The 19429-nt window shown below is 71.7% G+C and carries 22 protein-coding genes and 1 pseudogene; 14 read left to right on the top strand and 9 right to left on the bottom strand.

Going from position 1 to position 19429, the window contains the following annotated elements; all coding sequences use genetic code 11:
- Positions 1 to 97: 97 nt before the first annotated feature.
- The 3 genes and pseudogenes from ACLQ2V_RS19025 to ACLQ2V_RS19035 all read right to left on the bottom strand — a co-directional run.
- A pseudogene (locus tag ACLQ2V_RS19025) lies at positions 98 to 628 on the bottom strand (DUF1360 domain-containing protein); the annotation flags it as partial.
- A gap of 119 nt (positions 629 to 747) precedes the next feature.
- Positions 748 to 1083 (bottom strand): hypothetical protein, encoded by a 336-nt coding sequence (locus tag ACLQ2V_RS19030; protein ID WP_425719857.1) that lies wholly within the window; start codon positions 1081 to 1083, stop codon positions 748 to 750.
- Complete coding sequence (locus ACLQ2V_RS19035; RefSeq protein ID WP_425719858.1) at positions 1083 to 1397, bottom strand: DUF6158 family protein; 315 nt, start codon at positions 1395 to 1397, stop codon at positions 1083 to 1085. The genes ACLQ2V_RS19030 and ACLQ2V_RS19035 overlap by 1 nt, the downstream gene beginning before the upstream one ends.
- Before the next feature lie 122 nt (positions 1398 to 1519).
- On the opposite strand from ACLQ2V_RS19035, the gene ACLQ2V_RS19040 reads away from it, so the two are divergent.
- Entirely contained in the window at positions 1520 to 1978 is a 459-nt protein-coding gene (locus tag ACLQ2V_RS19040) for a hypothetical protein (protein WP_425719859.1), read from the top strand.
- A gap of 107 nt (positions 1979 to 2085) precedes the next feature.
- Positions 2086 to 2412 carry a DUF3817 domain-containing protein gene (locus tag ACLQ2V_RS19045; RefSeq protein ID WP_425719860.1) on the top strand — a complete coding sequence of 109 codons (327 nt, stop codon included), beginning with the start codon at positions 2086 to 2088 and terminating at the stop codon, positions 2410 to 2412.
- A 54-nt stretch (positions 2413 to 2466) separates the two neighbouring features.
- Here ACLQ2V_RS19045 and ACLQ2V_RS19050 read toward each other — a convergent pair whose 3' ends face one another.
- Positions 2467 to 2739: a DUF6232 family protein gene (locus tag ACLQ2V_RS19050; RefSeq protein ID WP_425719937.1), complete on the bottom strand. Its 273-nt coding sequence runs from the start codon at positions 2737 to 2739 to the stop codon at positions 2467 to 2469.
- 323 nt (positions 2740 to 3062) lie between these two features.
- On the opposite strand from ACLQ2V_RS19050, the gene ACLQ2V_RS19055 reads away from it, so the two are divergent.
- Entirely contained in the window at positions 3063 to 4052 is a 990-nt protein-coding gene (locus ACLQ2V_RS19055; RefSeq protein ID WP_425719861.1) for an NlpC/P60 family protein, read from the top strand.
- Between the two features lie 175 nt (positions 4053 to 4227).
- Here ACLQ2V_RS19055 and ACLQ2V_RS19060 read toward each other — a convergent pair whose 3' ends face one another.
- From ACLQ2V_RS19060 to ACLQ2V_RS19075, 4 genes are all read right to left on the bottom strand, one after another.
- Positions 4228 to 5217 carry a sigma-70 family RNA polymerase sigma factor gene (locus tag ACLQ2V_RS19060; protein WP_425719938.1) on the bottom strand — a complete coding sequence of 330 codons (990 nt, stop codon included), beginning with the start codon at positions 5215 to 5217 and terminating at the stop codon, positions 4228 to 4230.
- A 435-nt stretch (positions 5218 to 5652) separates the two neighbouring features.
- Positions 5653 to 6606: an N-acetylmuramic acid 6-phosphate etherase gene (gene murQ / locus ACLQ2V_RS19065; protein WP_425719862.1), complete on the bottom strand. Its 954-nt coding sequence runs from the start codon at positions 6604 to 6606 to the stop codon at positions 5653 to 5655.
- Positions 6603 to 7517 (bottom strand): MurR/RpiR family transcriptional regulator, encoded by a 915-nt coding sequence (locus ACLQ2V_RS19070; protein WP_425719863.1) that lies wholly within the window; start codon positions 7515 to 7517, stop codon positions 6603 to 6605. The genes murQ and ACLQ2V_RS19070 overlap by 4 nt, the downstream gene beginning before the upstream one ends.
- A gap of 152 nt (positions 7518 to 7669) precedes the next feature.
- Entirely contained in the window at positions 7670 to 8431 is a 762-nt protein-coding gene (locus ACLQ2V_RS19075; protein ID WP_425719939.1) for a dTMP kinase, read from the bottom strand.
- Between the two features lie 148 nt (positions 8432 to 8579).
- Between ACLQ2V_RS19075 and ACLQ2V_RS19080 the strand changes: the two genes are divergently transcribed.
- From ACLQ2V_RS19080 to ACLQ2V_RS19105, 6 genes are all read left to right on the top strand, one after another.
- Positions 8580 to 9185: a nucleotidyltransferase gene (locus ACLQ2V_RS19080; protein ID WP_425719940.1), complete on the top strand. Its 606-nt coding sequence runs from the start codon at positions 8580 to 8582 to the stop codon at positions 9183 to 9185.
- Positions 9182 to 9478 (top strand): hypothetical protein, encoded by a 297-nt coding sequence (locus ACLQ2V_RS19085; protein WP_425719864.1) that lies wholly within the window; start codon positions 9182 to 9184, stop codon positions 9476 to 9478. The genes ACLQ2V_RS19080 and ACLQ2V_RS19085 overlap by 4 nt, the downstream gene beginning before the upstream one ends.
- 13 nt (positions 9479 to 9491) lie before the next feature.
- On the top strand, positions 9492 to 10265 hold the full coding sequence (locus ACLQ2V_RS19090) for a metallophosphoesterase family protein (RefSeq protein ID WP_425719865.1): 774 nt from the start codon (positions 9492 to 9494) through the stop codon (positions 10263 to 10265).
- Positions 10256 to 10402, top strand: a complete 147-nt coding sequence (locus ACLQ2V_RS19095; protein ID WP_320067625.1) for a GPGG-motif small membrane protein — start codon at positions 10256 to 10258, stop codon at positions 10400 to 10402. The genes ACLQ2V_RS19090 and ACLQ2V_RS19095 overlap by 10 nt, the downstream gene beginning before the upstream one ends.
- A 138-nt stretch (positions 10403 to 10540) precedes the next feature.
- Positions 10541 to 11146: a hypothetical protein gene (locus tag ACLQ2V_RS19100; RefSeq protein WP_425719866.1), complete on the top strand. Its 606-nt coding sequence runs from the start codon at positions 10541 to 10543 to the stop codon at positions 11144 to 11146.
- A gap of 121 nt (positions 11147 to 11267) precedes the next feature.
- Positions 11268 to 11759, top strand: a complete 492-nt coding sequence (locus tag ACLQ2V_RS19105) for a TspO/MBR family protein (RefSeq protein ID WP_425719867.1) — start codon at positions 11268 to 11270, stop codon at positions 11757 to 11759.
- 112 nt (positions 11760 to 11871) lie between these two features.
- On the opposite strand, the gene ACLQ2V_RS19110 is transcribed toward ACLQ2V_RS19105, so the two are convergent.
- On the bottom strand, positions 11872 to 12645 hold the full coding sequence (locus ACLQ2V_RS19110) for a peptidoglycan DD-metalloendopeptidase family protein (protein WP_425719868.1): 774 nt from the start codon (positions 12643 to 12645) through the stop codon (positions 11872 to 11874).
- A gap of 261 nt (positions 12646 to 12906) precedes the next feature.
- Here ACLQ2V_RS19110 and ACLQ2V_RS19115 point away from each other — a divergent pair, with 261 nt between their 5' ends.
- The 5 genes from ACLQ2V_RS19115 to ACLQ2V_RS19135 all read left to right on the top strand — a co-directional run bounded on the left by ACLQ2V_RS19115 (position 12907) and on the right by ACLQ2V_RS19135 (position 19224).
- On the top strand, positions 12907 to 14253 hold the full coding sequence (locus ACLQ2V_RS19115) for an ABC transporter substrate-binding protein (RefSeq protein ID WP_425719869.1): 1347 nt from the start codon (positions 12907 to 12909) through the stop codon (positions 14251 to 14253).
- 74 nt (positions 14254 to 14327) lie between these two features.
- A complete protein-coding gene (locus ACLQ2V_RS19120) occupies positions 14328 to 15377 on the top strand; it encodes a carbohydrate ABC transporter permease (protein WP_425719870.1) in 1050 nt (349 codons plus the stop codon).
- A gap of 1 nt (position 15378) precedes the next feature.
- Positions 15379 to 16344 carry a carbohydrate ABC transporter permease gene (locus ACLQ2V_RS19125; protein WP_425719871.1) on the top strand — a complete coding sequence of 322 codons (966 nt, stop codon included), beginning with the start codon at positions 15379 to 15381 and terminating at the stop codon, positions 16342 to 16344.
- 67 nt (positions 16345 to 16411) lie between these two features.
- Positions 16412 to 17473, top strand: coding sequence for a LacI family DNA-binding transcriptional regulator (locus ACLQ2V_RS19130; protein WP_425719872.1), 1062 nt, complete (start codon positions 16412 to 16414; stop codon positions 17471 to 17473).
- A 65-nt stretch (positions 17474 to 17538) separates the two neighbouring features.
- Entirely contained in the window at positions 17539 to 19224 is a 1686-nt protein-coding gene (locus ACLQ2V_RS19135) for a glycoside hydrolase family 13 protein (RefSeq protein ID WP_425719941.1), read from the top strand.
- Positions 19225 to 19429 lie beyond the last annotated feature (205 nt).

A 19429-nucleotide genomic window follows, 5' to 3' on the forward strand; every position in this document is an offset into this window, starting at 1 on the left:
GACGTCCGTACAAGAGGGCGCACGCCCGACGTACGCGGAAGGGGGGCGGCGGCGCCCGCCCCCCGCCCCCGCGCGGACCCGCGGTCGGGCAGTCCGTGTCGTGCCCGCCCACCGCGGCCAGCGGGGCCCGTGCGTAGCCCATCTGGAGGAAGTCGGAGGCCGCCACGGCGGTCAGCGCGGTGGCCACCAGGCGGGTCAGCCGGGGGGCCAGCACCAGGCCGCCGGTGAGCCCGGTGGCCACCCAGACCGCCAGGCAGAACGGGCAGCTCAGCAGCTCCCCGATGGCGTGCCGGGTGGGGCTGCCGGAGTCCCGCACCTGTTCCATCACCTCACCCGAGCCGATCGGGCGGTCGTACCGGGTGAACGGGGCGCGCAGCGGGCTGGTGATCGCGTCCTTGGACAGCAGCCGGCTGAGCTTGTGGGTGGCGATGGAGAGCAGTACCACGTCCGAGGGGGCGGGACGCTCGGGCACGGGGCGTCCCGTCGCCTTGACCAGGCCGGCGATCGCCGCCGTCACGCCGGCGTAGGTGCCCATCGCCGCCAGGTAGCCGCCCAGCGGCCGGTGCTCGTGCGGCGCGTACGCCTGGCGCAGCCGCGCCGCCTTCTGCTTCAGGCTGCTCTCGCTCACCCGGTCTGTCTCCTTGTTCTCTGTGCTGCGGCCCGCCGGCTCGCGCCGGGGGTGCGGGCGACCCGCCGGACGGCGGGTGCGGCGACCCGCCGGCTCGCACCGGCGGTCAGGTTGTCGGCTCAGCCGGCGGTCAGGTTGTCGGCCACCTCGCGGGCGAGGTTGTCCAGTGTCTCGTCGGCCAGGCCGGGGTCCGGTTGGCCGGAGGCCCCGGCCAGGTCGAGCCGGACCCGGGCACCCCCGGCGTCGGCCGGCTCCACCCGGATCTCGGCCGACCAACCGGGGGCGGAGTCGCTGGCCCAGCGGGCCGTCAACTCCTCGGCGCTGACGTCGGGGCGGCTGTCGCCGTCGGCGCGCAGCGGTGGGGGCAGCCACGACGCGGCCCGGGTCGGGTCGGTCGCCGTACTGAACACCACCTCGGGCGGCGCGGACATGCCGCGCTCGGCGTGCCCCGCCATCACTCCCCCCGCAGCCGGGCCGGGTCGACCTCGCGCCCGGGGTGCCGGGCCAGGTACTCGGTCTCCAGCTCCGCCGTGCGGCGCAGGTGGTTCGCGAGCGCCGAGTCCGCCGCGTGTCGCAGCGTGTCGAGCCGGGTGCGGTGCAGGCTGCGCATCTCGCGGATCAGGTCCTCGTCGGTGAGCTCGGTGGGGTCGACTCCCAGCTCCCCGTCGTCGGCGTGCGTGTGGTAGACGTGTGTGCCGTCCCACTCGGGCATCCGCTGCTCGGGGCTGGCGCCCCTCGGGTCGTCGGTCTGCCGCAGTGATTCGGTCATCTCGCCCCCCTCGTCTCGTTTGGGCTGGCGTCTAGACGGTTGCCCAAACCGGCCACCACCAAACCCTGCGCCGCTACGACGCCGCGTCGGAGAACGCCCCCGGTCCCGGTACCCTCGTAGCCATGAAGCGGCTCTGGACCCCGGCGTGGGTGGCCCGCCACCTGGCCATGGTCGCGGCGGTCGCCGCCTTCCTCGCGCTGGGCTGGTGGCAGGTCACCCGGGCGGCAGAGGGCAACGCGTCGAGTTGGGGCTACGCCGTCGAGTGGCCGGTCTTCGCCGGGTTCGTGATCTTCGTCTGGTGGCGGGAACTGCGGCACGCCCTGCGCTCCCCCGCCGACGGCGACCGCGCCGACGGCGAGCCGGCGGGCACCGAGCGGGCCGGCGACGCCGGCCAGGCCGCGCCCGGGGCGGCGGCTTCGTCGTCCGCCACCGTGACGGGGGTACGCCGACCCGTGCGGGTCGTCCGGGTGCCGGCGGCGCCGGTCGACGGCGCCCAGGACGACGACCTCGCCGCCTACAACCACTACCTGGCGTGGTTGAACGCCAACCCGGGCGCCCGGCCCGGTGACTACCCCGGCTGACGGGGCCGGTTCACGACCACCCGGCGCAGGCCGGGGCACAACCATCCCGGCCGACGGCCGGGGCACGACTATCCCGGCGCAGGCCGGGTTCGGAAGGACGGACGACGGTGGGCGGAGCCCTTACCCGATACCGCGCGATCGCCTGGATCGTGGGCGTGGCGCTGGTGGTGCTGGTCCTGATCGGCATGCCGCTGAAGTACGGCTTCGACGAACCGATCGTGGTGGCGGTCGTCGGGACCGCGCACGGCTGGCTCTACATGCTCTACCTGGCAGCGACGTTCGACCTGTCCCGCCGGGTGGACTGGCCGCTGAAGCGGATGCTGCTGGTGATGCTCGCCGGCACGGTGCCCTTCGTGTCCTTCTACGCCGAGCGGCGGGTCAGCCACTGGCTCGCCCCGAAGCCGACGCCCACCCCGCAGCCGGTCGCCGGCTGAGCCACCGCGACCACGGGGCCCCGCACGCCGTGGGGCCGCCGGGTTGCGCCCCGGTCAGCGCTGCGGTCGCCAGTACCGCCCCGCCCCGGCCGGCGCGTCGTCCCGGCCGCCACGCCGGTGGCTGTCCCGAGCCTGTCGTACGGCGCGGCTGACGTCCCCGAACTGGCGCTCGTCGTCGCTGCTGAACAGCAGCACCTCGACGCCCCGGTGCCAGCCCCACAGCTCGTACGGCGGCGGACGCCACCGGTCGCCGGCCAGGGCGAGCAGCGCCGGCAGCAGGACCACCGCCCCGAGCGCGAGGTACGCCCCGGCGGTGAGCCGTTGCAGCCCGCCGCCGGCTTATCCGATTATTACCGCTCGGGCCCGACGGCATCCGCCGAGAACGACTTAAACCGCACAGCTGCCAAAGGCCGCAAACAGCGCCAGTCGCCGCGCCGTGCCGTCACACCAGCCTCACGCAACGTGTTTCTTTCTCACGACACATCCGGCCGTTTCACCACTTTCGCCCCTACTTCACCTGCGGGCCACCCCCGCCCCGCGCTAGGTTGATCAGGTCGGCCGGTCGACGGTGGTCCACCCGGGCTGCCCCGAGCCGGCGTCGCCGCGGCGCACGACGCCCCGGTGACTGGTGGGAGAGGAGCCCTTCGCTCTTGTCGTTCCTCAGGAACTCGCTGCGCGCACTGGCGGCGGCCGGCCTCGCGGCCGCGCTGATCGCCCCGGCGTCGGCGGCTCGCGCCGAGCCGTCGCCGGCCGAGCTGACGCAGCGGATCGAGAAGTCCTCGACCGAGCTGGAACGGGTCGTCGAGTCCTACAACAAGGTCAACGAGGACATCAAGGCGAACAAGGCCGCGGCGGCGAAGCTGACGGCCCGGATCGGGCCCCTGGAGGCACAGACCGAGCAGAGCCGGGCGGACGTCGGCGAGATCGCCGTCACCGCGTACAAGTCGGGGCGGCTGGACACCGCGAACGTGCTGCTGAGCACGGGTGGGTCGGGCGACCTGCTGGCCCGGCTGGACACCCTGGACCGGATCACCCGGCAGCGCCAACAGCGCATCGCCGCCTTCACCGACAGTCAGCGCCTGCTGCTCGACCAGAAGGCCCGGCTCGACGCGACGCTGGCGAAGCAGGCCGCGCAGTCCAAGCAGCTCGCCGCCGGCAAGAAGAAGATCGAGAAGGACCTGGCGGAGCTCTACGAGATGCGCCGGCAGGCGTACGGGCGGGCCACCGAGCCGCCCAAGCCGAAGGCGAAGTCCTCGTCGAGCGGCGGCTCCGCCGAGAAGGCGCCCGCCGTCTCCGGCCAGGCCGGCGTGGCGGTCCGATACGCGTACGGCGCCCTCGGCAAGCCCTACGTCTGGGCCGCCGACGGTCCGAACGGGTACGACTGCTCGGGCCTGACCCTGGCCGCCTGGCGGGCGGCCGGCAAGTCGCTGCCGCACAACACCAAGATGCAGTGGAGCAAGGTCAGCCACATCAGCCGCAGCGAATTGCGCCCGGGTGACCTGGTCTTCTACAACAGCCTCGGGCACGTCTCCATCTACGTGGGCAACGGCCAGGTGATCCACGCGCCGACCTTCGGTCGCAACGTGGAGAAGCGCGCCGTCGACCTGATGCCGCCCTACGGGTACGGCCGGGTCCGCTGACGGCCCGCGCACGGCGAACGGCCGGGCCCTCGGTGGGCCCGGCCGGCTTGGCGAGCTGACCACTGGTTCTTCGGTACGGCGAACGGCCGGCGTCCGAGAGCGGACGCCGGCCGTCGTGCCGTTGTGCTCCTTGCCGGTCGCCGGCCGGCGACCTGATCGGGCCCGGCGCCCTTGATCAGGCGGCCTGTAGGCCCTCCGCGCGGGCCAGCTCGCGCAGCCGGCCCAGTGCCTGGATCTCGAGCTGCCGGATGCGCTCCCGCGACAGCGAGAAGCGCGACGCGACCTCGGTCAGCGAGTGCTCCCGGCCGTCCTCGAGGCCGTACCGGGCCCGCATGATGCCGGCCGACCGGTCGTCGAGGTGGTTGAGCAGGCCCTCGATGCGCTGGCGCTCCAGCCCGGTGAGGACGATGTCCTCCGGGGACGGGGCGTCGCTGTCGGCGACCAGGTCGCCGAGCTTGGTGTCGCCGTCGTCACCGATCGGGGTGTCCAGCGACACCGTGTCCTGCGACCAGCGCACCAGCTCCCGAACCCGCTCGACGGTGACGCCGAGGGACGCCGCGATCTGCTCCGGCTCCGGGTCGCCGCCCAGCTCGCGGGTGAGCTGGCGGGTGACGTTGCGCATCCGGTTGACGTCCTCGACCAGGTGCACCGGCAGCCGCACGGTGCGCTCCTGCTGGGCGATGGCCCGGCTGATCGCCTGGCGGATCCACCACGTCGCGTAGGTGGAGAACTTGAAGCCCCGCTCGTAGTCGAACTTCTCGACCGCCCGGACCAGGCCGGTGTTGCCCTCCTGGATCAGGTCGAGCATGGGCATGCCCGAGCGCACGTAGCGCCGGGCGATGGAGACGACCAGCCGCAGGTTGGCGCGGATGAAGAGGTCCTTCGCCCGCTCGCCGTCGGCGACCACCCGCTCCAGGTCGTCCCGGTCCACGCCGTCGGGAAGACGGTCGTCGTTGAGCAGGTGCTCGGCGTAGAGGCCGGCCTCGATCGCCTTGGAGAGGTCGACCTCGGTGGCGGCGTCCAGCAGCGGCGTCCGGGAGATCTCGTGCAGGTAGACTCCAACCAGGTCGCGCTCCTCGGCCACCTCGTCGGTTCGCATGCCGATGTTCTTGTCCACGTTGCCCACGGTCCCCTCGCTCGCGCCGGTTGCCCGGTTCCTTGCCATCCCCACGTACATCAGCCCTCCCCCGTGACTTCCGCTGCGTCCATCGGTGCTCACCTGACACCTGCACAACAGTTCAGACGTGTCGGGGATTCCGTGCCGTGAGTCGAAAGTGTCACGAATGCCTGAGTAGTAGCTGAGAGCGCGATCCACGTTCGCTGTCAGCCCCCGCCAACGGGTCCGCTGCTGGGCCCGGGTGCGGGGTCGGCGGAGCGCGAGGAACGCGTCCGCCTCGGCCATGGCAGCACCGCCACCGCCGGGCGCACAGCGACCCGCGTCACCGCCGCACTGAGAGCCTGGTCACCGACGCGTACGCGCCGGCGGCCCGCTCGGGTTCATCCATGAACACTGGATACCCTCGCCCCGGTCCAACAATCCGTGCCGGGCGCGCAGTCCCTTTTCGCCGCCACGGTGACCGGTGTCACCGCGCCGGCGCCGTCAGGTGGCCAGCAGGGCCAGCGCGCCGCGCACCTGGTGGGCGGAGCGGGCCAGCGCGGCTCGGGCCGCGGGCACCTCGACGCCGGAGACCAGGGACACCAGGGCCGTCTTCAGGTCGCCGTCGGCCTCGTGCAGGGCCTGCCGGCAGACCTCCTCGGCGCAGCCGGTGGCCTCCATCAGAATCGAGATCATCCGGCCGCGCAGCTTCGCGTTGGTGGCCACCATGTCGATCATGAGGTTCGAGTAGACCCGCCCCAACCGCACCATCACGGCCGTGGAGAACGTGTTGAGCACGAGTTTCTGCGCCGTGCCCGCCTTCATCCTGGTGGACCCGGTGACCACCTCGGGGCCGGTGTCCACGCCGATGAAGACGTCGACCGACGCGGCGGCGTCGGCCTCCGGGTTGGCGCAGAGCAGCACGGTCGAGGCCTCCCGCGCCCGGGACGCGGCCAGCGCCCCGAGAACGTACGGGGTGCGCCCGCTGGCGGCCAACCCGACGACGAGGTCGCCGGCGGCGACGCACTCGGTCGCCTCGGCCAACCCGCTGCGGTGGTCGTCCTCGGCGTCCTCGACGGCCCGCCACATCGCCTCGGGACCGCCGGCGAGGTGGGAGCAGAACCAGTGCCGGGGCGAGTTGAAGGTGGGGGCCAGTTCGGCGGCGTCGAGCACGCCGAGCCGCCCGGAGGTGCCCGCGCCGAAGTAGTGCACCCGGCGACCGCCGCGCAGCGCGGCGACCGCGAGGTCCACCGTGGCGGCGATCTCGTCGAGGACCGCCGCGACGGCGGCCGGCACCCGGCGGTCCGCCTCGTTGATCACGGTGAGCACGTCACGGGTGGACATCAGGTCGAGATCGACGCTGAGCGGGTTGCGTCGCTCGGTCGGCGCGCCCACCCGGACCACCGGGCGGACCGGGACGGCGGTCGCCTCGGCGGGCTCGGAACGGCCGGCGCTCATCCCCTCCTCCGGGGGGAGCCGACCCGGTGGGTCTGCACCGCCTCGGCGGTGACCTCCAACGCCTTGCGGGCCCGCGTCCGGTTGCGGGCGGCCACCCCGACGAAGAGGCAGTCGACCACGGTGAGCTGGGCCAGCCTGCTGGCCATCGCGCCGGCGCGGTAGGTCGTCTCGCGGGCCGCCGTGGTCAGCATGAAGTCGGCGACGTCGGCGATCGGCGAGCGGGGGAAGTTGGTCAGCGCGACCGTGGCCGCGCCCCGCGAGCGGGCCTGCTCCAGCACCTCGATCACGTCGGAGGTGGCGCCGGTGTGCGAGATGCCCACCGCGACGTCGCCCTTGCCGAGCAGTGCGGCCGAGGTGAGCGCGGTGTGCACGTCGGGGAAGTAGAACGCCGTCCGGCCGATGCGGTGCAGCTTCTGCTGGAAGTCGGAGGCGACGAAGCCGCTGGCACCCGCGCCGTAGACCTCGATCCGGCCGGCGCCGACGATCGCCTCGACGACCTGCTCGCAGACGGCCGGGTCGAGCTGCTCGGCCGTCTCCTCGACGGCCCGCGCATCGTTGAACGCGATGGTGGCGATGATCTGCGCCAGGTCGGCGCCCGGCGGGATGTCGCCGCCGACCACCCGGGCGTCCGGCGGGTCGATCCGGCGGGCCGCCTCGGCGGCGAGCCGGATGCGAAGCTGTGGGTAGCCGTCCATGCCGACGGAGCGGCAGAAGCGGATGACGGTCGCCTCGGAGGTCTCCGCGGCCGTGGCGAGGTCGGTGATGGTGCGCCGGGCGGCGTCCGCCGGGTTGGCCACCACCAGCCGGGCCACCCGCTGCTCGGCAGGCGAGAGCGAGGGGAGCAGGCCGCTGATGTGGACGATCAACCCACCCGGCTCGTGACTCACAGAAATCTTCGGACTCTTCGCCACGGATGAAACTTACTTTCACCGAGGCGTGAGCGTCAACCACGACACCGCGAATCGGTAAAAAAGTACTCCGTCCGTTAATCAGTGTTGCCGGAGAAAGTCGATCGCGGGGCGTTCGGCGGTTTTCCGGCGCAGTCGACCGGCCCTCCCGGACGTCACGGGCCGACCGGGGCCCGCACCAGCAGCCCGCCCGCCACCCCCCGCGCCGTCCCCCCGTCGGCCACCCCCGACCGCGCCGGGGCCGCCGGGCCGGGGCGTACGGGCTCCACCGGGGCGCCGGCGTCGGCCGGTGTCCCCGCCGGCAGCCAGCCGGCCAGGTGCTCCCGGATGCGCCGGGCCACCTCCTCCGGCGGGCGGCCCGCGTCGACCACCACGAAGGTCGGGAACTCGGGCAGCGTCCGGTACGCGGTGTCGGCGGCGGTCAGCCAGTCCATGCTCTCGTGGTCGGTGCCGCGCCGCTCGATGCGCCGGTACGCCTCCGTCGGATCGACGGTGAGCAGGAACGTGACCTGCGGCGCCGGGAAGACCCGGTAGGCGCCCCGGGCCAGCCGCTCCCAGCGCTGCCCCCCGTGCGCCCGGATGCTGGCGTACTGGCAGGCGGAGTAGCGGTCCATCACCGCCGTGCGGCCGGTGACCAGGCAGCTCAGCAGGGCCGCCGCGATCGCCAGCCAGCGCAGCACGGACTCGACGGCCAGCAGTCCGCGCCGGCCGACCAGCCCCTCGGCGTCGGCCCGGCCGAGCCGGTTGGCCAGGCGGCCGAGCCAGCGGCGACCCCCGGCGTTGCGGTGGTAGGTCGCCGGACGGCCGGCGGCGGTGAGCGCCTCGGCGAGGTCATGGGCCTGGGTGGTCTTGCCCGACCCGTCGATGCCGATCAGGGCGACGGCGCGCAGTCGGGCCCTGCCGTGCCGCTCCCGCATAGATCTGGCCACCTTGCACAGGTTATCCGACCCACGCTCGCCTTTGGCGGTTTGTCCGATCCTGCCCTGTCTGGCCCATCCCGGTCGACGCTCAGGTGTGGGCGACCGGGATGCCGGGTAGGCAATTCGGCATCCACCTGTCCACCTCATCACGACGGGAGCGAACCAGATGGCCGAGCGCGGGGACGAGACCCTGGTGCACACGCTGAAGAAGGTCGCCGCCGTGCTCAAGCAGTCCGAGATCCCGTTCGCTCTCGGCGGCAGCTTCGCCGTGTACGCGCACGGCGGGCACTCCAGCGACCACGACGTCGACTTCCTCATCCGCGAACAGGACGTCGACCGGGCCCTGGAGACCCTGGTCGAGGCGGGCTTCACCGCCGAGCGCCCGCCGGAGGACTGGCTGGTCAAGGTCTACGACGACGGCCGGATGGTGGACCTGATCCATCGCCCGGTCGAGACGCCGGTGACGGCGGAGACCTTCGCCGACACGATCAACCGGCCGGTCGACGCGATCCAGATGCCGGTGCTGTCGGCGAGTCAGCTCATGGTGCACAAGCTGCTGAGCTTCTCCCAGCACTACTGCGACTTCGCCCGCGCGCTGCCGCTGGCCCGGTCGCTGCGGGAACAGATCGACTGGGAGCGGGTACGGAGGGAGACGCAGCACTCGCCGTACGCCGAGGCGTTCCTGGTGCTGCTCGACCGGCTGGACGTGCTGCCGCACGCCGGCGTCACCAAGGAGAAGGAGACCGTGTGAGCGAGCACCGCGACAGCTCCGCGGCGAGGCCCGCCGTTGCCGCCGGCCCACCCGACGAATACGTGGAGGCCGAGATCCAACGGCTGCTCGCCGAGGACCCGGACGTGGCCGAGCAGGGCATCACCGTGGTCCGCAAGGAACGGGGCCTGATCCTCTACGGCGAGGTGGAGAGCCCGCACCGCCGCGAGGAGATCCTGCGCCGGGTGGCCGAGCGCTTCCCCGACGTGCCGGTCACCAGCGACATCGGGGTGATCCGCACCCAGGCGCCCACGGAAGTCGAACAGTTGCCGTGAGGGAGGTCGAAAGGTGATCCGCATCGCCGCCGTGGGCGACGTTCACGTGGACGAGGACGTGGTGGGCCGCTTCCGCCCCGCCCTGGAGGAGTTGCCCGACTGCGCCGATGTGCTGCTGCTCGCCGGCGACCTGACCCGGCACGGCACCGAGGCCGAGGCGCGCTGCGTGGCCCGGGAGTTCGGCGGGTTGGGCGTGCCGGTGGTGACGGTGCTGGGCAACCACGACCACCAGTGCGACGAGGTGCCGCAGGTGGTCAAGGTGCTCCAGGAGGCCGGCATCCGGGTGCTGGAGGGCGAGGGAATCGTGCTGGACCTGCCCGGCGGGCGGCTCGGCGTGGCCGGGGTGAAGGGCTTCGGCGGGGGCTTCGCCGGCCGCTGCGCCAGCGACTTCGGCGAGCCGGAGATGAAGGCGTTCGTCCGCACCGCCAACGAGAGCGCCGACGCGCTGGGCGCGGCGCTGCGCGGGCTGGACTGCGACCTGCTGGTGGCGCTGACCCACTACGCCCCGGTGCCGGAGACGCTGGCCGGGGAGCCGCTGGAGATCTACCCCTTCCTGGGGTCGTACCAGCTCGGTCAGGCGATCGACTCGGCGCCGACCGCGCTGGCCCTGCACGGGCATGCGCACGCCGGCAGCGAGCGGGGCATCACCCCCGGCGGGGTCCGGGTCCGCAACGTCGCGCACCCCGTGATCAAGCAGGCGTACAGCGTCTTCCACCTGGGCGAGCAACCCGATCCGGCGGAGGTTTCCGGGATCGGCCCATCGGGTACTCAGCAACCATGGAGCTGATTCTCTGGATTCTCGCAGTCGTACTCGTGGTCGCCGGCATTCTGGCGCTCTTCCGCCGGCAGATCCTCTGGGGTGTGGTCCTCATCGTGGTCGGGCTGTTGGTCGGCCCGGGTGGGGTCAGCATCTTCAGTAATTGACCTTGATTTCGTATCCGTCCTAGACCCGCCGGGGTCGTCGGGACCGGAGTTCCGTCCTCCCAGACAGGAACATCCGGTCGCGGCGACCCCGGCGCCTTTCGTACGGGCCCGGTGGCTGTCGGGTCATACCGTGCAGACATGTGTCGATCGGATCCCGCGCTGGCCGATGACCAGCCGACAGCAGCAGCCGACGGACACGAGGGCCCGCTCGCGGAGTTCTCCGCGCTGCGGCAGGAGCTCCAGGAACGCATCAAGGGGCAGCAGCAGCTGCTCTCCTTGCAGCTCACCGTCGCCGCAGCGATCTTCGGCTTCGCCGTCTCCCGCCCGGGGATGGGCGCACTTCTGCTGATCATGCCGTTCACGTCGTACCTGCTGTGCGGGCGCCTGGTGGCCCAGCACTTCGCCACGATGCGGATTGCCGACTACATCATCGCCGAACTCAGCGACCGGGTCCCGGGCGCCCTCGCCTGGGAAGAGTGGCTTCGACGGCGGCAACCACGCAATCCACACGTCCTGGGTTTCACGTTGCCGCTGCTGCTCACCTTCGTCGCGACGAGCGTGTTCGCCCTGGGTTGGACCGTCGGGCACGTCTTCCTCCGCGACCATGTCGCGACGGCACCCCGGATCGGCCTCGCGGTGGTCTGGGTCCTCGGCCTGGCCGCCACCGTCCTCTCCGCCGTGCTCGTGCTCCAGATGGCCGGACGGATCTCCGTGCGGAGCTGGGAGCAGAGCCGCCTCTCCTGACCGGCCGCGCCGCGCCATCGGGTGCGTTCGTTGTCGCCCTGGCGACAACGAACGCACCCGTTACCCGAGGCGATCGGGGAGCGCCGGGTTTGTCTGTTCGGTCTGCGGGCACCTAACCGGGATGACGACTTCGGACGGCGTCCGGCGGTCGGGCGGCGCGCGGACGTGGTGGGCGCTGCTCGGCTTCGGCGCGGCCGTGGCCGTGGCCGCCGCCGTCGGCGGGCTCGGCGTGCGGGGCACCTCCGAGGAGTACGCGGGCCTGACCCAGCCGGACTGGGCACCCCCGTCGTGGCTCTTCGGCCCGGCCTGGAGCCTGCTGTACGCCCTGATCGCGGTCGCCGGGTGGCTGGTGTGGCGGCGGGTCGGCTTCGGCCCGGCGCTCTGGGCGTGGGCGGGGCAGCTCGTGCTCAATGCGCTCTGGACGCCGCTGTTCTTCGGCGCGGGCCGGTACGGCCTGGCCTTCGCCGAGATCGTGCTGATGTGGCTGGCGATCGGGGTGACGGTGGCCCTCTTCGCGCGGGTCTCCCGGCCGGCGACGGCGCTGCTGCTGCCCTACTGGGCCTGGGTCACCTTCGCCGCCGCCCTGAACTACTCGATCTGGCAGCTCAACTGAGCTCGATCCGCGCAGCTCGACTCCGGCGACGTCGGGCCGACGCGACGTCGGGCCGACGCGACGTCGGGCCGGCGCGACATCGAGCCGGCGCGGCGCCGGCCCGGCATCCGGCTCAGCAGCGCGGGACGTTCGGGATGTAGCCGTCGTAGCCGGTGTAGACGTAGGCGTCGGAGATGAACCGGCCGCTGCCGATCCGGTCCCAGATCGTGCTCGTGCCGTAGGTGCCGGTCACGCTGGTGCCGCTGGTCTGGCACTGGATCGTGACCTTCGTGCCGTCGGCGACCGTGCCCACCGAGGCGTACCCGGTGCCGGGGCCCGAGCGGACCGTCAGCGGGGTGCCGGCCGTGTCCACGGTGGCCGAGGCCGCGCCCGAGGAGCAGCCGTTGTTGCTGGTGTAGGTCTTCGTGCCCCAGTACAGCGCCAACGTGCCGTTGAACCGGACCTGGACGTCGGCGCCGTTGAGCCGCTGCTCGTAGTGCAGGTGCGGGCCGGTGGAGCCGCCGGTGCTGCCGACCCAGCCGAGCACCTTGCCGTAGCCGACGCTCTGGCCGACCGAGACGTTGAAGCCGTTGAGGTGGGCGTAGTAGGTGCTGTAGCCGCCGCCGTGGTTGATGCGCACGTACTTTCCGTAACTGGTGCCACCAAGATCGGTGACCCGGTCGACCGTGCCCGGCGCGCTGGCCACCACCGGGTCGCCGAGGTCGTCGGTGCGGTTGAAGTCCACCGCGTTGGCCGGGCTGTGGGCCGACCGGGTCTGGCCGGACCAGGACTGGCCGCACGGGAACGGCACCTTGAAACCCGGCGCGGCCATCGCCGGCACCGCCGGGACCAGGACAGACACCGCCAACGCGCCGGCCGCCGCGAGGCTCCACCACCGCTTAACCATCCAGCACCCCCAATGTTTACATCCTTCAATAAGAAGCTCTCAGCTTGGCAGAAAACTCCACTTTCGGGGAGGGGCGCGACGCAACGGACGGACCCCTATCCGTGGGAGCGCGCCCAGCAGGGGTGAGCTGGTTTCGGGATTGTTACTCGTCCGTGTCCGCCCTGGGCTGGACTCCCTCCGATGCAAGCGCTTACATGTGGTGACGTCCATCGGACCGGCGCCGCGTCGAGCACGACCGCGCCGGCAAGGAAGGAGAACGGCATGGCGGTATCTGCCAGACCACGCCAGGCTCTCGCGGTAGCTGGCGCACTGGGGCTGGCGCTCAGCGTCACTGCCTGCGGCACCGGCGACGACAAGAAGAGCGACAAGGCGGGCTCCGCGGAGTGCGCGGCTTACGATAAGTACGAGGGCAACGACGGCAAGAAGGTCTCGATCTACTCGTCGATCCGCGACATCGAGGCCGACCGCCTCGAGCAGTCGTGGAAGCAGTTCGAGGACTGCACCGGCATCGAGATCAACCACGAGGGCAGCGCGGAGTTCGAGGCGCAGCTCGGTGTCCGGGTCGACGGCGGCAACGCCCCCGACCTGGCCTTCGTCCCGCAGCCGGGCCTGATCAAGCGGTTCGCCGACGGTGGCAAGCTCAAGGCGGCCGGTGCCGACACCAAGGCCATGGCCGAGCAGAACTTCTCCGCCGACTGGCTGAAGTACAGCACCGTCAACGGCCAGTTCTACGGCGCCCCGCTCGGCTCGAACGTGAAGTCCTTCGTGTGGTACTCGCCGAAGACCTTCAAGGACAAGGGCTGGACCGTTCCCACCACGTGGGACGACATGATGGCCCTGACCGAGAAGATCGCCGGCAGCGGCACCAAGCCGTGGTGCGCGGGCATCGAGTCCGGTGACGCCACCGGCTGGCCGGCCACCGACTGGATCGAAGACCTGATGCTGCGGACGCAGACCCCCGAGGTCTACGACCAGTGGACCACCCACGGCATCCCGTTCAACGACCCGAAGGTCGCCGAGGCCCTCGACAAGGCCGGCACCATCCTCAAGAACGAGAAGTACGTCAACGGCGGCTTCGGCGGCGTGAAGAGCATCTCCACCACCGCCTTCGGCGAGGCTGGCCTGCCGATCACCACCGGCAAGTGCGCCCTGCACCGCCAGGCGTCCTTCTACGCCAACCAGTGGCCGAAGGGCACCACGGTGGCCGAGGACGGCGACGTCTTCGCGTTCTACTTCCCGGGCATCGACCCGGCCAAGGGCAAGCCGGTGCTCGGCGGCGGCGAGTTCGTGACCGCCTTCACCGACCGTCCCGAGGTCCAGGCCGTGCAGACCTACCTCGCCTCCGGTGAGTACGCCAACAGCCGCGCCAAGATCGGCGACTGGGTGTCGGCGAACAACAAGCTCGACCTGGCCAACGTGCCGAACCCGGTCGACAAGCTCTCCGTGCAGCTCCTGCAGGACCAGAAGACCGTGTTCCGCTTCGACGGTTCCGACCTGATGCCCGCCGCCGTCGGCGCCGGGACCTTCTGGAAGGGCATGGTCGACTGGATCAACGGCAAGGACACCGCCACGGTGCTCCAGGGCATCGAAAGCAGCTGGCCGAAGTAGTTCCCCGCCGGTGGGCCGGTCCGCGGTAGCCGTGGACCGGCCCACCGGTCGCGTCTAGACCCCAAGGAGGGTTGATGGAGTTCGACTTCGCCGAAGAGCAGCCGAAGCTCCTCATGCTGTTGTACGGGCTGATCGCGTTCGTCCTGCTCATCGGGGGGCTGCTGCTGCTCCTCGACGCTGTGCCGTCCTGGTTCGCCCGACGCCGCGAGGCGCAGCTGATCGCCGCCTCGGCCAACGGGGCACCGCTGCCCCGCCGCCCGAAGCAGCGCGAGAGCATGTTCGCGTTCTTCTTCCTGCTGCCGACGGTGCTGCTGCTGCTCGTCGGGCTGGTCGTCCCGGCCGTCCGCACCACGCTGCTGTCCTTCATGGACGGCAGCAGTACCAACTGGGTCGGCCTGCGCAACTACACCTGGATGTTCGCCGAGGACTCGATCGTCCGGGTGCTGATCAACACGCTCGTCTGGGTGCTGCTGGTGCCACTGGTGGCCACCGCGTTCGGGCTGCTCTACGCGATCATCGTGGACAAGGCGAAGTTCGAGTCGGTCGCCAAGTCGCTGATCTTCATGCCGATGGCGATCTCGTTCGTCGGCGCGGCGATCATCTGGAAGTTCGTCTACGCCTACCGGGGTGAGGGCGAGGAGCAGATCGGTCTGCTCAACCAGATCGTGGTGAGCCTCGGCGGCGAGCCGAAGCAGTGGCTGCTGGAATCGCCCCTGAACACCGTCCTGCTGATCGTGATCATGGTCTGGATCCAGGCCGGCTTCGCCATGGTGGTGCTCTCCGCCGCGATCAAGGCCATCCCGGCCGACATCGTGGAGGCCGCCCGCCTCGACGGGGTCAGCCCGTGGCAGATGTTCTGGCAGATCACCCTGCCGAGCATCAAGCCCGCGATGATCGTAGTGGTGGTGACGATCTCGATCGCCACGCTGAAGGTCTTCGACATCGTCCGGACCGGCACCAACGGCAACTACGACACCAGCGTCATCGCGAACGAGATGTACAACCAGTCGTTCCGGTACGGCCAGAACGGGCAGGGCTCGGCGCTGGCCGTCGTCCTCTTCGTCCTGGTGATCCCGCTGGTGATCTACCAGATCCGCAACCTGCGCCAGCAGCGGGAGGGCTGAGATGACCACCAGTACGCCCACGCTCCCGGCCGGGGTCCAGGCGACCAAGAAGGGCTCCACCGCCGTCGGGCGGGTCCGCAAGCGGCTGAGCAGCCGTACCGCGACGGTGGTCTCCCTCGCCATCGCGTTGATCTGGACGATCCCCACCTTCGGGCTGCTCGTCTCGTCGTTCCGGCCCGAGAACGAGATCAAGAGCACGGGCTGGTGGTCGTTCTTCGGTGACCCCCAGTTCACCCTGGAGAACTACCAGGACGTGCTCTTCGGCGGCTCCGCGTCGTCGGGGCAGCTCGCCAGCTACTTCATCAACTCGCTGGCGATCACCGTCCCCTCGGTGCTGTTCCCGCTCGCGCTGGCGGCGCTGGCCGCGTACGCGCTGGCGTGGATCAACTTCCGGGGCCGGGACTGGCTCTACATCGCGATCTTCGCGTTGCAGATCGTCCCGCTGCAGATGGCCCTGGTGCCGCTGCTGAAGTTCTTCTCCACCGGGGTCAGCCTGGGCGGGGTCACCCTCATGCCCGCCTGGGACCTGGTCGACGAGCAGAAGTTCGTGCAGGTGTGGTTCGCGCACACCTGCTTCGCGCTTCCGTTCGCCGTCTTCCTGCTGCACAACTTCATCTCGCAGCTGCCCAAGGACCTGATGGAGGCGGCCCGGGTCGACGGGGCCACCCACCCCAAGATCTTCCGCACCATCGTCCTGCCGCTGATCACCCCGGCCCTCGCGGCCTTCGGCATCTTCCAGTTCCTCTGGGTCTGGAACGATCTGCTGGTCGCACTGATCTTCGCCGGGGGCGGCAACGAGACCGCCCCGCTCACCGTCCGGCTGGCCGAGATGGCCGGCACCCGGGGCAACGAGTGGCAGCGGCTCACCGCCGGCGCGTTCGTCTCCATGGTCGTACCGCTGATCGTGTTCCTGTCGCTCCAGCGGTACTTCGTCCGCGGCCTGCTCGCCGGCAGCGTCAAGGGCTGACCCCGCCGACCGCCGTCGCCCGGGGTGACCGGGCGGCGGCGGTCGCGGTGTCGCAGGCGGGATGACCGTGACCACAATCGATGACGTCGCCCGGCTCGCCGGGGTCTCCACGGCCACCGTCTCACGGGCGCTGCGCGGCCTGCCGACCGTCTCCGCGGCCACCCGCCGCCGGGTGCTCGCCGCCGCCGAACAACTCCAGTACGCCGTGTCGCCGAGCGCCTCGCGGCTGGCCGGCGGCCGGACCGGCACCGTGGCGGTGGTGGTCCCCTGGATCACCCGCTGGTTCTTCGGCACCGTCGTCGAGGCGGTCGAGGACACCCTGCACGAGTCCGGTTACGACCTGCTGCTCTACAACCTCGGCGGCCGGGAACGCGTCCGGCAGCGGGTGCTGCGCCCCACCAGCCTGCACAAGCGGGTCGACGCGGTGGTCCTGGTCGCCACCCACCTGCGCCCGGCCGAGCTGACCACCCTCGCCGCGCTCGACCTGCCCGGGGTGACCATCAGCTCCGGCAGCGAGGTCCCCGGCTGGCCCTGCGTACGCATCGACGACGCCGCCGCCGCGCGGACCGCCACGCGGCACCTGCTCGGCCTGGGCCACCACCGGATCGCGCACCTCTCCGGCGACCCCGACGAGCTGGCCTTCACCACCCACCGCGACCGACGCCGGGGCTACCAGCAGGCGCTGCGCGAGGCCGGCATCGTCCCCTCCCCCAGCCTGGACCTGGAGACGCAGTTCACCATCGACGGCGGCCACCGGGCCACCGTCGAGCTGCTGGCCCGGCGCGAGCCGCCGACGGCCATCTTCGCCGCCTGCGACGAGATGGCGATGGGCGCGATGCGCGCGGTACGCGACGCCGGGCTGCGGGTGCCGCAGGACGTCAGCGTCGTCGGCATCGACGACCACGACCTTGCCGGGGTGCTGGGGCTGAGCACGGTCGCCCAGCCCGCGGCGGAGCTGGGCCGGGTCGCGGCCCGCCTCCTGCTCGACCCCCTCGGCGGCCCGGACCTCGTCCCGCCGCAGGTCCACCGGGCCGGCCTCGACCCCCCGGCCGACCCGGCGTCCGGGTCGGTGATCCTGCCCACTCGGCTCGTCGTACGGGACTCGACGGCACCGCCCCGGGCACACTGATCGGATTCACCCGCCCCTCGATCGGGCACATGACCGGCGATGGCGTCGAGACACTGGAGAAGGCCCTGAACAGCAACGCGACCGAGCAGCAATCGTCCGCCGCCCCGGCCACCGGATGGTGGACCGAGGCCGTCATCTACCAGATCTACCCGCGGTCGTTCGCCGACTCCGACGGCGACGGCATCGGCGACCTGCCGGGCATCACCGCCCGCCTCGACCACCTCGTCGAGTTGGGCGTGGACGCGATCTGGCTCTCGCCGTTCTACCCCTCGCCGCAGGCCGACGCCGGCTACGACGTGTCCGACTACCGTGGCGTGGACCCGTTGTTCGGCGGGCTCGCCGACGCCGACCGGCTGATCGCCGAGGCGCACGCCCGGAGCCTGCGGATCATCGTCGACCTGGTGCCCAACCACACCTCGTCGGCGCACCGCTGGTTCGGCGCCGCGCTGGCCGCCGCGCCCGGCAGCCCCGAGCGCGCCCGGTACGTCTTCCGCGACGGCCTCGGCCCGGACGGCAACCAGCCGCCGAACGACTGGCGCAGCGTCTTCGGCGGCCCGGCGTGGACCCGCGTCACGGAGCCGGACGGCCGTCCCGGCCAGTGGTACCTGCACCTGTTCGACCCCGGCCAGCCCGACCTCAACTGGGACAACCCGGAGGTGCGGACCGAGTTCCTGGAGGTGCTGCGCTTCTGGCTGGACCGTGGCGTCGACGGCTTCCGGGTCGACGTGGCGCACGGGCTGATCAAGCAGGCCGACCTGGCAAACTGGCAGGAGCCGCAGGAGATCCTCTCCGGCAACGAGGTCGACAAGCCCCGCCCGCCGATGTGGGACCAGGACGGCGTGCACGAGATCTACCGGGAGTGGCGTCGGCTGCTCGACTCCTACGACGGCGAGCGGGTCCTGGTCGCCGAGGCGTGGGTGGAGCCGGCCGAGCGGTTGGCGCGTTACGTCCGGCCCGACGAGATGCACCAGGCGTTCAACTTCGAGTACCTGGTCGCCTCCTGGACCGCCGCCGCCCAGTACGCGGTGATCACCCGTTCGCTGGAGGCCACCGACGCGGTGGGCGCCCCCACCACCTGGGTGCTCTCCAACCACGACGTGGTCCGGCACGCCTCCCGGCTCGGCCTGCCCGTGGGCACCCGCAGGCCGAACGGCATCGGCATCGGCGACCCGCAGCCGGATGCGGCGCTGGGCCTGCGCCGCGCCCGCGCGGCCACCCTGCTGATGCTGGCGCTGCCCGGCTCCGCGTACCTCTACCAGGGCGAGGAGCTGGGGTTGCCGGAGCACACCACGCTGCCCGACGAGGCCCGGCAGGACCCGACCTGGGAGCGCAGCGGGCAGACCGAGCGGGGCCGCGACGGCTGCCGGGTGCCGATCCCGTGGGAGGCCGACGCCCCCTCGTACGGCTTCGGCCCGACCGACGCGAGCTGGCTGCCGCAGCCGCCGCTCTGGGCGGAGTACGCCCTGGACCGGCAGCGCGACACCCCCGGCTCGACGTACGAGCTGTACCGGACCGCGCTGCGGCTGCGCCGCGAGCACGACCTGGGTCGGGGCAGCCTGTACTGGCTCTCCTCCGACGACGAGACGCTGAGCTTCCGCAACGGCGAGGTGACCGTGCTGACCAACTTCGGCGCGACGCCGGTGCCGCTGCCGGCCGACGCCGAGGTCCTGCACGCCAGCGCCCCGCTCGACGACCAGGGCGCGGTCCCGCAGGACGTGACGGTCTGGCTGCGCACCACCACCACCGCCTGACCCCCTTCTCACCGCACCGCCGCAACGCCCGCGAGCTGCCCGGCTCCGCCCCGGAGCCGGGCAGCTCACCCCGCCGCCCGGCAGCTCGCCCAGAATCGGACATACACCCCTGGGATCGGGCATATAGCCCCGGCAGCTCCAGGCTCCGACGCCGCGCCGAGCCGGTAGGCTTTTCCGCTCTATCTGGAGCTGATGTCGTAAACGA

This window comes from Micromonospora sp. DT233, assembly GCF_049841815.1.
Lineage (GTDB): Bacteria > Actinomycetota > Actinomycetes > Mycobacteriales > Micromonosporaceae > Micromonospora.